Origin of the sequence: Sphingomonas sp. TF3 (genome assembly GCF_003985085.1) — a bacterium.
GTDB lineage: Bacteria > Pseudomonadota > Alphaproteobacteria > Sphingomonadales > Sphingomonadaceae > Sphingomonas.
Genome location: NZ_RWKS01000044.1, coordinates 1 through 12,502 on the forward strand (window position 1 = coordinate 1; position 12,502 = coordinate 12,502).

Below are 12,502 nucleotides of genomic sequence, written 5' to 3' on the forward strand. Positions count from 1 at the left end.
GGTGATGCGTGGCCGATAAGAAAGAGGCGTTGGGACGCAGGCACGTGGCCCAGAAACCAACCTGAATCACTGCAATTCCTGGAATAATCGTATAGTTCAACGCCAGCATGATTTTCCCCTGAACCACAGGTGCTCGTTAATGCCTAGCCGGTTGATCCGCTCCAGATGCAACACATCTGGCCCAACCGTGACCTCCAACCTGCCATGGGAGGACCGGATGCTCGTGCGAGGCGCGGTCAACTTTTCCCGACCTTCACGCGTCGCGCCGACCACATCGACCTGGAAGGTACCAGCACCCATGCTTGTCACAATCGATGATCCGTCATCACAAGCAAAAACGTGCATTGGCATTTCAGAATTGGGTGCCGATGATTTATGGTCGTCGCCAGCATTGGTTGGTTGAGCCCCCGAGCAAGCACTCACCAACAATGCGATTAAAACTATCCCTGCACGGGGGACCGAAACGCCTTTCGGCGACATCACATCTGCAGGCGTCTGGAGCTGCCTCATCCGAGCGGCATGCTTATAATATCCCTGTAAGCCGACAAGAGCTTGTTCCGGACCTGAAGCGTCGCCTCGAAAGAGACCGAGGCGCGGTTCTGTAGCAGAGCAACCGTGGCGATGTCCGTCGTCTCGCCACGCTCGTAGCGCTCGGTGGCTAGATCCTCGGCTTCCTGCGCCTCGTTCACCTTGCCGACGATGCTCTTCAGGGTGTCTCCGAACGTCGCCGGCGCCTCCGTCCCAGGCACGGCCGCAACCCTTCCCGGCGTCGTGTCTGGCGGCGTCAGGCGGTTCAGCGTCTGGCTGCGCGCGAGCATTTGCGCGCGGACGGCAAGGACACCGGAGACGGAGGAATCGGACATCAAAGTGCTCCTTTCTAGCCTGCGGAGGCCGCATTAAATGGATGTGGCCTCCAGAGCATCAAGCAGTTCGCACCGCAGCAAACCGATCGCGGTAGGCGAGCAGGCGCAATGCGTTCACGACCACGAGCAGTGTCGACCCCTCATGCATGGCGACGGCCGCCCCGATCCCAAGACCAAAAATAGTTGCAGGAACCAGAATCGCCACCACGCCCAAACTGACGAAGACATTCTGTCGGATGATCGATCGGGTCTGCCGCGACAGGCCAACCGCGAACGGCAGATGGGCCAGATCGTCCGCCATCAGCGCTACGTCGGCAGTCTCCAGCGCGACGTCGGAGCCCGCTGCACCCATGGCAATTCCAACGGTCGCATTCGCCATCGCGGGAGCGTCGTTCACACCGTCGCCGACCATCGCGACCTTGCCGTCACCGCGCAGCTTCTTGATCGCCTCGACCTTGTCTTCCGGCATCAGGTCACCCCACGCCTCGTCGATGCCAACCTCGCGCGCAATAGCCTCGGCAACCGTCTGATTGTCGCCCGAAATCATGATCATCCGCGTGATGCCGAGCGTGCGGAGCGTCGCCAGCGTCGCCTTGGCTGTCGCGCGGGGCGTGTCCATCAGGCCGATAACGCCAAGCTCCGCGTCACCACGCCGCACGACCATCGTCGTCCGTCCGCCCGCACGAAGCCGTGCGACCACAGCCATCGTATCTTCCGCTAACGCGGGAATGCCGTCCTTGCCGAACATCTCCGCCTTACCGATCGTGACAGGATCGCCCTCCAGCGTCGCACGAACGCCGCGGCCGGTCAGGCTCTCAAGATCGTTCGCCTGCGGCAGCGCCGCATCGTTCAGGCGCGTCCTGCCGCCCTTGACGATCGCCGCCGCGAGAGGGTGATCGCTCAGTGTTTCCACGGCAACGGCAGTCGCGAGCAGCCGATCCTCGGCGACGCCCACCATCGGGACGATATCGGTGATCTGTGGCTGGCCCTGGGTCAGCGTGCCCGTCTTGTCGAAAGCGATGGCCGTCAGCGAGCCTAGGTTTTCCAGTGGTCCGCCGCCCTTCACCAGGACGCCGCCGCGTGCGGCGCGGGCGACGCCCGACAGGACCGCGCTCGGAGTCGCGATCGCAAGCGCGCAAGGGCTGGCCGCCACGAGGACTGCCATTGAGCGGTAGAAGCTGTCACGAAACGGTTCGTCGACGACGACCCAGGCGAATAATAACAGGACGGCCAGACCCAGCACCACGGGCACGAACACACGCTCGAACCGATCGGTCATGCGCTGCGTCGGCGACTTCTGTGTCTCGGCATCGTTCACCATCTTCACGACCTTGGCGAGCGCGCTGTCGGTCGACAGGCGCGTGACCTCGATCTCGATCGCCCCGCTGCCGTTGATCGTGCCGGCGAACACGCGACTGGCGGCATCAACCCGGTCGGGATTGGCCCGCGCCTGGCTCGCATCGGCGACCGCAGTCTTGTCTACGGGCATGCTCTCGCCCGTCACCGGCGCCTGGTTGATGCTGCTGAAGCCCAGCGTCAGGAAGCCGTCGGCGGGCAACCGCGCATTCGGCTTGACCACGACAATGTCGCCAATCACCAGCCGGTCCACAGATATTTCGCTGATCCTGTCGGCGCGCCGAACCAATGCAGTTTTCGGCGCGAGTTCCGCCAATGCTTCGATCGCCCGCTTGGCGCGCCCCATCGCATAATGTTCGAGCGCGTGGCCAAAGCTGAACAGGAATAGGAGCAGCGCGCCTTCTGCCCAAGCACCGAGCGCGGCTGCACCCGCTGCGGCGACCAACATCAGCGTGTCGATCTCGAAACGTCGCATCCGCAGATTGTCGATAGCCTCGCGGACGGTGAAGAAGCCGCCCAGCAAATAGGCGATCAGGTAGCAAGCAATCGGCAGCCACAATGGCGCTACTGCAACTAACTTCTCGATCGCAAAGCCAACGCCCAGGACGGCCCCGCAGCTCAACGCGAAGAACAGCTCCGTGTTCGGCCCAAAAAGGCCGCCCTCACTATGGTTATGCTCCCCTTTCGCGTGATCGTGGTCGCTTGGGCCATGATCGTGGTTGGGGTGATCACCATTCGCCGCTAGTTTGAAGGCTGATCGCAGTTCGGCAATGATCGCCCAAAGCTTGACTTGGTCTGTTTGCTCTCGGTCGAACTCGACCCACACCAACCCGCTCGCGGTCACATTCAGATCCAAGACACCAACGATCGTCTTGATCCGTTCGCCGAGCGTCTGAACGCAGTCTTGTGGTATCGGCGTATTGATCTCAAAAGATGCATAGCCATAATGTGCGTTGATTTTTGCCCCGGCCTCGATGACCACGTCTCGGATTTTTAGTATGGAAAAAAGATCGGGATCATAGTGGACGCACAATTGCGCCGCTCTCATATCTGTAGCTCTGACAATATGCGCATGCATAACGCCACTGCGACCTTCGAGGCTTTTGACCAATCGATCGGCACAGGCGTTGGCGGCTATTTTTAGCTCAGGCAGAACAAGTGAAATGTCCAGCATCGCGTTTTCAGCCATTATTATAGCCCTCAACTTTCGTTGGCTTTTTGAATATCAGCATTAGGTCACTTGCTTTTGACAAATGACAGGACGTTTTCCCGGAACCTTGATCGTGATATGGTTGCCCGAGAACGTCGCGATTATGCTTTCACCAATGTACGGAAGGCCTTGAGAAGGCGCCGTCAGAACGACCGCCGACGCCCAAGCATCATGTCGCAACTTGACCGTAAGTCCCTTATCCTTGAAATTGACAAAAAGTGTTCGATCATCATCGCATTGGTAAAGGTGTATACGTGGCGCTCCGCTTGCTACGGCACTGTCGCCAGCATGAATTTGCTGTTCAGTTCGCGCCATTTTTTGTGGCTGTTCGGAACAACCCGGTAACATCAGCACAGCACCTATGCTGACGCCCCCAATCCACGACGATGTCATTTTTGCCTCCCGGTTTTCTTGACACCGTGCCGCGCTGAGGCCGAGCGCAGCTTCGCACTTGAATTTGCCGCCAACCGCCTGAGATAGCGTTCTAGACATCTATCTGATGTAACGAGGCTGGCCTCTAGAATTCGACGCCGCAATGCTACCAAGGGACCACCGAGAAGGCCGGTAAAGCGCATGCTATGCCGCAGTCGTGTTCCTGTCGGAGCGCTCTCCAGTTCATACGCTTCCTCAAAGAGCAACAGCTTGGACACCCCGGCAGTCCACGCAAACTCCCTGGGTTTTTCGACGCGAATGATCGCCGCGGTCGCGGTAATGCGCTTATCAAGTCCGCCGACGCGGTAGCTGTACGTGGCATCGCCGCCTTCAATAGCATCACCCGCAAGCTGGATGAACGGCTTCCAATTCCGGTGTCCGGCAAAATCGGTCAGGACCGACCAGACTCGCAGCGGGGACGCCTGAAGGATCGTTACATGATCGACCGTTGTCCGCCGGGCGCGCACCTGCTGGGCATCGGGGCTCCCGCCAACACTGGCGTCTTCAACCCCGTCCATCGCCCGCGTCCGTGTCGGCTAGGAGGTCGACGATCTCCACTGCCTCTAGCGTCATCAGCCCGATGCCGGTCAAATCCCGGAGAGTTGCAATGAAGCTGCGCAGTCGCACGTCTTCGTCAACGATCTCGATCACCACCGATCGATCGTTTTCTAGAATATGGCGTCGGTGCGTATGCGCCGATCGCCCGATTCCGATCATCGCCTCGATTACGGTAGCGCCGCCAAGGTGGGCGTCGCGCGCGCGCTCGGCGACCAACTCGAAGACCTTCCGGTCGCCAAAATATGCATTTTCGTCGGTATAGACCCGCAGCAGCTTCATCATGGTCATGCCGTCACCTCCTCGGGTGCGCTGGTGAATTTGTTACTTGAAGAATTGGCCACAATCAGTGTCCGAACAGGCCGCCTAGAAACCCGCCACGCTGTCCGTGCTCTCCACCGCGCTGGCCGCCGTGACCGCCGCCGTGCCGGCTTTCGCCATGACGATCGCTGTCATATTCCCGGTAGCCGGGCCCGGGCTGCGCATAACCCGGCATCTGTTCTGTGACAGGCGCCTGAGGCACGATGCCTTCGTAGGCGGCGTTGCGTTCGATGATCTTGTCGAGTTCGCCGCGGTCGAGCCAGACGCCCCGACACTGCGGACAATAGTCAATCTCGATACCCTGACGATCGGCGAGCAAGAGATTCACCTGACACGCCGGGCAAAGCAGCCCCGCTGCCTGGCGGGGCGTAGCATCCGATGAAGAAGGCACTTCTGCCATGATGATTTTCCTTGAAAGAGTTTGGTCAAACAGCGCGGTTGCAAAACGAGGCCTGAAACATTCACGACAACGATAAATCCGACATTTTTCGGGGCGGGAAATGGAAGGCGAAGATGGTCGGATTCACCGCCATTTGCCGCGCCTCGTCCGCCACACGTCGAATCCGATGCGCGACAGTCGGCCCGACAACTTGGTCAATCGAAACGTCACCTGCCGCGGCGCAATGTGCGCCCGCATAACCAGGCGCGCCGCGCGGAGCATCAGCTTGCCACCCATGATCCAGAGGCCTGCCGGCAGCACGGCTTCCCACCCGATTACGAGACGCGGCAGCGGTGTCATTGGGACGTTTCGGCGACCGGGTGGGTCGTAGCCGGACATGACGCCTGCTTGACGGAGCGCGCCGAACGGAGCGTGAGCAATGTGCTGAGGCTCAGGATCGCGGCGATGTCATAGAGGCCATAGCCAACGGCTGCACCCAGCGCGCCGGTCGCCCACAGGCTCGCCGCGGTCGCCGTACCAGACGCTTTGCTACCTTGCTTCAAAATGGCACCGCCGCCGATGAACCCTACGCCCGTTATCAGACCTTCGAGAATGCGAGCCTGCCCGGGTGATCCGGCCCCGAGAACGCTCACCGCGATCAACACGAAACTACAGCTTGCCAGTGCCACCAAAGGGAAGGTTCGAATTCCTGCGCTTCTCTCGTCTTGTTCCCGATCCCAGCCTATCGGGAATGCAAGCGCATAGGCGACGGCGAGCGAGACGAGATGTCCCAGCGCTTCCCATATACCGTTGACGTTCAGCGACATGGCAGTCGGCCTCCGACCGACACGCCACGCGCCAATCTAGCGGAACGCCTCATTTGCATGGTCATGCCGTCACCTCGTCAGGTGCATCGGGCGTTGGTTCGTGCTGCTCCGCCTCCTTCCGCGATGTCGCTCCGAGGACGACTTTCGCGATTGCCGGCAAGACCAGCAGCGTGAGGATCGTCGCGGCAACGAGACCACCGATGACGGTAACGGCCAGCGGCTTTTGCACCTCCGCACCGGTGCCGTGAGCGAGTGCCATCGGCACAAAGCCGATCGCCGGCACGAACCCAGTCATGACGACCGCCCGCATCTTATCAGCCATACCTTCTCGGATTGCCTGGGCGATCGGGAGGCCGGCTTCACTGCGCTCTCGGATCGCGGTCATGACGACAAGGCCATTCAGCACCGCCACACCGGCAAGGCAGATGAACCCCACTGCCGCCGACACCGAAAAACTGATACCAGTCAGCACCAGCGTGAACACACCGCCCGCAAGTCCTAGCGGCACTGCCAGAAACACCGAAGCGGCCCTGCCGAACCCGCCGAGCGCCATGTAAAGCAGCCCGAAGATCGCCAGGAAGCATAGTGGCACCACGATCGAAAGCCGTTTGGATGCCGCCGCTAGGTTCTCGAACTGGCCGCCCCATTCGAGGTAATAACCAGCGGGCAATTTAACCTGGGCGATCTTTGCCTGAGCTTCCTGAACGAAAGATCCAGCATCGCGACCGCTCAGGTTAACCTGAACGACGACGCGACGCTTGCCGTTCTCGCGGCTGATCTGGTTCAGCCCCTCGGTCAACCGAATTTGCGCGACTTGCGCCAGCGGAACCTGACCTCGCGGACGGCCCGCGACCTCGGGTAGCAGCACCGGCAACGAGCGAATATCGTCGAGATTCGCGCGGGTTGCATCCGGCACGCGCACGGTGACGTCGAAACGCCGATCGCCCTCGTACACCAGCCCCGATTCACGCCCTCCCAGACCGGCCGCGATCGTGTCCGACACGTCGCGGACCGTGAGGCCCAGCCGCGCGATGGCCGCACGATCGAGCTTCACGTCGAGCGTAGGCGCACCGCCCACTTGGTCAGCCTTGACGCTGGCGGCCCCTGGAATCGTCTGAAGAACGCGCACCATCTCGTTAGCAGTCTGCGACATCTTGTCGAGATCGTCACCGTAGAGCTTGATCGCGACGTCGCCGCGGACACCCGCGATCAACTCGTTGAAGCGAAGCTGGATGGGCTGACTGACTTCGTAGAGATTGCCAAGCAGTCCGCCGGTTGCCTTTTTAATTTTGGCGACCACGTCGGCCTTGGTTGTGCCTTCAGCCCACTCCTCGGACGGCTTCAGGATGACGAAGCCGTCCGAAACGTTCGGCGGCATCGGATCGGTTGCGACTTCCGCAGTGCCCGTCTTGGAAAACATCAAGGCGACTTCCGGAATTTTAGTTACCGCGTCTTCGACATTGCGTTCCATTATCAGCGACTGTTCAAGGCTGACCGAGGGCACGCGCGTAGACGCGAAGGCGAGATTTTTCTCGTCGAGCTGGGGGATGAACTCCGAGCCGAGCAATCCAAAGGCGGGGATCGCCGCCAGGAAGAAGGCAAGCCCGCCGATGATGAACGGCCACGGCTTGGCAATCGCCCTGTCGAGCAGTGGAAGGTAGCGCTCTTTGGACTTGCGGATCAGCCACACGTCCTTCTCCGCGACCTTGCCGCGGATCAGGATTGCGACCAGCGCCGGAACCAGCGTGATCGCCAACACGAATGCTGCCACCAACGCGAGCATGATCGTGATCGCCATCGGCGAAAACGTCTTGCCCTCGGTACCGGTGAACGTGAGCAGCGGTGCGAAAGCGAGCAGGATTATGGCTTGGCCAAAGACGGTCGGCTGGATCATCTCCTGCGCAGCCCGCATCGTCTCCTCCAGCCGCTCCCGAACCAAAAGCAGCCGGCCTTCATGCTCCTGCCTATGCGCCAATCGGGCGAGGCAGTTCTCGATGATGATGACCGCGCCATCGACGATTAGCCCGAAATCGAGCGCGCCCAGGCTCATCAGGTTGCCGGGAACGTTGAAGGCGTTCATTCCCATTGCCATCATCAGGAACGAGAATGGGATGACCAGCACGGCGATCACCGCCGCGCGCCAATTGCCGAGCAGAAGAAACAGTGCCGCTGCGACGAGGATTGCGCCTTCAGTCAAGTTGCGCTGGACCGTGGCCACGGTCGCGCTGACCAGCTTTGCGCGGTTCAGCACCACCTTCACCTGGATGCCAGGTGGCAGGGTTTTCGAGACTTGGTCGAGCTTGGTCGATGCCTGTTCGGCAACGATTCGGCTGTTCTGGCCGATCAGCATCAGCACCGTGCCGATGACCGCTTCCCGGCCGTTCATGCTGCCACCGCCAGTGCGCAGGTCACCGCCAATCTTGACGTTGGCGATTTGGCCGATTGTAATTGGCGTTCCGCCCCGCGTCGCTGCGACCGCGTTCTTAATTTCGTCAACCGTGCGGACGCGTGAATCGACGCGAACGAGATAGGCCTCGCCGCCCTTGTTGTAATAATTGGCACCGACTGCGAGATTGGCGTTTTCGAGTGCTTGACCTAATTCGCTATAGGAGATGCCGAAGCTGGCGAGCTTGGTCGGATCAGGCTCGACGACGAACGTCTTGGCGAACCCGCCGATTGAGTCGACGCCGGCAACGCCGCCCACTGACTTGAGCTGCGGACTAATGATCCAGTCCTGCACCGTGCGCAGATAGCTTGCTTTGGAGACGGCATCGGTCAGCCGATCCCCTTCCGGGGTGAGATAGCTGCCATCCGGCTGCCAGCCGGGCTGACCCGCAACCTTCTTCGCACCCTTGCCGTCCGGATTGGCATAACCGACCGTATACATTACGATCTCACCAAGTCCGGTTGTGACTGGGCCGATCTGCGGCTGCACACCACTTGGCAGGTTTTCGGTTGCCTGACGGAGGCGTTCGCCGACCTGCTGGCGCGCGAAGTAGAGGTCGGTGCTGTCTGTAAAGATCGCGCTGACCTGACTGAAACCGTTGCGCGAAATCGAGCGCGTCGTTTTAAGTCCGGGAATGCCGGCGAGTGATATCTCGACCGGGTAGGTGACGAGTTTTTCGATCTCAACCGGCGACAGCCGGGGGTCGATGGTGTTGATCTGAACCTGTTTGGTGGTGATATCGGGCACCGCATCGATCGGCAGCTTGGTAAGCTGCCACACCCCAAGACCGGCGATGACGAGGAACACTGCGAGGACCGTCCAGCGTGCGCGGACGGCAAGTGCCATGAGATTTGCAATCATGGTCTATTCTTCCTCGCCCGCGCCCTTGCCGAGTTCGGCTTTGAGCAGGAAAGCGTTCTTTGTTGCGACCTGGCTGCCTGCGGGCAGTCCCCTGACGATTTCGACGCGGCCGTTGCTGCGCTGACCGATCGTGACGGTCTGCGCGCGAAAGCCCTTCGCAGTTCGCACGAACACCACGTCACGGCCTTCGAGCGTTTGCAACGCGTCCTCTGGCACCACGATCGCGTCGGACGTGCCACCACGGCTGGGTAGCAATCGCACGCGCACCGCGAGCCCTGGCTGAAGGCTGCCCGACACATCGAGAACCGCGGTCGCCGAGCGGGTATCGTTGGCCAGGCCAGGCGTGACGGCGCGCACACGCGCTTCCACGGTTCGGCCGTCAGGCAATTCGATAATCGCCCGATCGCCGGGCGCGAGCCGCTGTGCATCGCTCGGTCCGACCGCCGCCTCGACTTGTATTTTCGAGGCGTCGGCAACGCGCATCAGCTCGGTTTCCGGCTGGACGAAGGCACCAAGGCTGACATTCTCTGAGGTGACGCGACCGGAAATCGGGCTGGACACCAACACGCCGCGGCCGTCGGACGTTACCCGTGCAGCACCTGCCGCCACACTGGCGCGACGCGATTCCGCTGCTGCCGCGGCTGCTCCTGCCTGCGCCTGTTCCAGTTCAACCCGGGCCGACACCTTTTGGCCGTACAGATATTGCTCGCGAGCGAGCGCCTTCTGCGCCAGTGTCGCCTTGGCAGCGGCAGCGGTGCGATCGGCCGCGATCTGCGCTGCATCGCGGCTCTCCACGATTGCCAGCGTCTCGCCGGCACGCACCGGGTCGCCAAGCCGTTTCAATAGCCGCGTCACCGCGCCGCCTGCGCGCGCGGTGACGATCGCCTCTCCTTGGGGAGATGCGCTGACAGTCGCCTGGGCGACGATCTCTGCGCCAAGCCCGCCGGGGTTGATCGTCTCGGTGCTGATGCCCGCTCGCTCGATTGCTTGGGCTGTCATCGTCACCACATCGGGGGTCTTGGCTTCAGGGGCGGGGGTCGCAGTATTGCCATTAGCCGTTTCGGCAGTAGCCGGCTTGTCGGTGCTGCAACGCGCTACGGCAAAGCCGCCAAGCGCGGCCACAAGTGCGATGGCGGCAGCGCCACCCAATAAGCGGCGCTTCTGGCTAGCGTCTTGGTCGATCATCGATTGTCTCCGGGAATGGCGGGGGCCGGCGTCGTGAGCCGGTCGAGCCGCGCCTGTGCGTCGTGGTAGGCCGCAAGGGCATCGACGTAGGTCTGGCGGGTCTGGGATAGGGTGCGCTCAGCATCGAGCAGCGCGATCTGGTCGAACTTGCCCTGCGCCCAACCGATCCGCGCGATGCGGGCCGCCTCTTGCGCCGCGGCGAGGCCAGGACCACCCGCCGCCCGCGCCGTGGCGGCGGCATTGGCCACCTCGGTCTGTGCGCTGGCGATCTGCTGACGAATATCAAGCACAGCGAGATTACGTAGCGCGATGGCCTGGGTCTGCTCGGAGCGCGATTGTGCGACGAAGGCGTTGCCGTTGTTGAAAAACGGCAACGGGATCGAGATGCCGACTACTGCCGCATTATCCTTTGTGGCCTCCAAACGGCGCGCGAACGTGCTGACGGTCAAATCCGGCGTCCGCAGCGACCGCGCAACGCGCACTTGCGCATCTGCCGTGCGAACGTCAGCTTGCGCAGCAGCGAGCGTCAACGTCCCCTCTACATCGACGGGACGGGGCGGCCCGTAATCGTCGATCCGCTCGAACCACACCCGATCGAGCGGTCCATACACTGGGACCGCAAGCAACGTCGTAAGGTTAACTCTTGCGGCTTGCGCTTGCCGTGTCGCGCTGTCGGCCGCGACCTGTGCGTTGATACGCAGGACGTCGGCGCGTTGCTGCTCAATCGGGCCAACCGCACCGGCCTTCACACGCTCGCTAGACACCCGGAACGCATTGGCGGCGATCCCCGCCTGCTCTCCCAGAACCTCGGAGCGTCGTTCAGCGGCAGCGGCCTCGATATAGAGCTGGGTGATCCGCAGACGGAGATCGGCCCGTGAAATTTCGGCCTGAACTTGCGCGCGTGTGAGACGCGCGGTCGCCAGCGCGACGCGTGCGGGGCGCTTACCGCCCAACTCCAAGGGAAGCGCTACGCCAACGGTCGTTTCGGAACTTCGCACCCCCTTATAGACGCCGGTGCCGCCGATATTCTCGACCTGCGCCTGCAATTCTGGATTGGGCCGCAATCCGGCGACCTGACGTGCGGCGGTTGCGGCACCAACGCCCGCGGTTGCGGCTGCGACCGATGGAAGAGGCGCAGGTGTGCCACCCCCGGCTGAAACGCCACTGGGCGTAGCAGGTGATGGCGTGGATGGCATTCCGCCAGCAGCAAGAGCGTTCTCAAGCGAAAACGCATCCGGCACTTGCGACGACGTGGTCGCCGCCGGAATACCGGACGACGGTGATGTCTGCGCCCCGGCCGCACTGGCGAGGGACGCCGCGACCATAAAGGCCGCGATTGTACGATGCATCGATGATGTCTCCTGACGAACCTGATTTGCCCCGCGCGGCAGGCCGGCGGGGTCAACGGGTCGTCAGGCTTGCGGAGGCCTTAGCGCGGGGTCAGCCGTTGACAGTGGCCGAATCAACCGGCCCGTGACGACAGGGGCAAGACGAAGGTCTGGCCTCAAGGCGGTGCCAGCGATCTTGACCGGCGCTGCGACATGATCGCCGTGGCAACCGCCGTGATGATGAGGATAGCCTTTGTCGCCATCCGCGGGCACCTGGTCGGCGTCACCGGGAGTGTGTCCTTCGGCAATTTCCTCACCGCGCGTCACGTGCGTGCTCGCGCTTACATCCGGGCGCTCCAGTGCATGCGCCATCGCCGTCGTCTCAAGCGAGAAAACGAGGGTAAGACACGCAAGGATGTTCAGGATGCGTCGCACGGGCTGCCTCGTAGCAGTAATGCTGACCTTAGGATAGCCTTTGCGCGTCGCACCAAACAGGCCCGTCGTCGCAAACGACCGTTCGCGCGAGAGGAACGGCAACGTCGTTCGGCGATCGGAAATCGGGGGGCGGGAATACGACGCGGCAGCCCATAGGCTGAAACGGACAGCGCACCGTGCGCCGCTTTTGGTTGAACAACGCAGCATTTCCAGCTGCCTTGAAGCCGCAGCTCCGGGTTCGCATGATGACAACCGGCGGCATGAATGCTATCTTGCGACGATGTGGTCCTCCGGGTCTGCCTGT

General features: G+C 61.9%; 10 protein-coding genes. All 10 read right to left on the minus strand.

The window, feature by feature from the left end; translation table 11 throughout:
* Positions 1-506: 506 nt before the first annotated feature.
* Positions 507-863, minus strand: coding sequence for a flagellar hook-basal body complex protein FliE (fliE, locus tag EJC47_RS20005; protein WP_126849476.1), 357 nt, complete (start codon positions 861-863; stop codon positions 507-509).
* 58 nt (positions 864-921) lie between these two features.
* A complete protein-coding gene (locus EJC47_RS20010; protein WP_126849477.1) occupies positions 922-3,408 on the minus strand; it encodes a heavy metal translocating P-type ATPase in 2,487 nt (828 codons plus the stop codon).
* 42 nt (positions 3,409-3,450) lie between these two features.
* A complete protein-coding gene (locus EJC47_RS20015) occupies positions 3,451-3,822 on the minus strand; it encodes a hypothetical protein (RefSeq protein WP_126849478.1) in 372 nt (123 codons plus the stop codon).
* Entirely contained in the window at positions 3,819-4,379 is a 561-nt protein-coding gene (locus tag EJC47_RS20020; RefSeq protein WP_126849479.1) for an SRPBCC family protein, read from the minus strand. Before EJC47_RS20020 ends, EJC47_RS20015 begins: the two co-directional genes overlap by 4 nt.
* Positions 4,366-4,707, minus strand: a complete 342-nt coding sequence (locus EJC47_RS20025; protein WP_126849480.1) for a DUF190 domain-containing protein — start codon at positions 4,705-4,707, stop codon at positions 4,366-4,368. Before EJC47_RS20025 ends, EJC47_RS20020 begins: the two co-directional genes overlap by 14 nt.
* A 55-nt stretch (positions 4,708-4,762) precedes the next feature.
* Positions 4,763-5,137, minus strand: coding sequence for a zf-TFIIB domain-containing protein (locus tag EJC47_RS20030; protein ID WP_126849481.1), 375 nt, complete (start codon positions 5,135-5,137; stop codon positions 4,763-4,765).
* A 335-nt stretch (positions 5,138-5,472) separates the two neighbouring features.
* Positions 5,473-5,943 carry an MgtC/SapB family protein gene (locus tag EJC47_RS20040; protein WP_126849483.1) on the minus strand — a complete coding sequence of 157 codons (471 nt, stop codon included), beginning with the start codon at positions 5,941-5,943 and terminating at the stop codon, positions 5,473-5,475.
* Positions 5,944-6,004: 61 nt separating this feature from the next.
* Complete coding sequence (locus tag EJC47_RS20045) at positions 6,005-9,250, minus strand: efflux RND transporter permease subunit (RefSeq protein ID WP_221885198.1); 3,246 nt, start codon at positions 9,248-9,250, stop codon at positions 6,005-6,007.
* Positions 9,251-9,253: 3 nt separating this feature from the next.
* Complete coding sequence (locus EJC47_RS20050; protein ID WP_126849484.1) at positions 9,254-10,435, minus strand: efflux RND transporter periplasmic adaptor subunit; 1,182 nt, start codon at positions 10,433-10,435, stop codon at positions 9,254-9,256.
* Complete coding sequence (locus tag EJC47_RS20055) at positions 10,432-11,784, minus strand: TolC family protein (RefSeq protein ID WP_126849485.1); 1,353 nt, start codon at positions 11,782-11,784, stop codon at positions 10,432-10,434. The genes EJC47_RS20050 and EJC47_RS20055 overlap by 4 nt, the downstream gene beginning before the upstream one ends.
* Positions 11,785-12,502: the final 718 nt, after the last annotated feature.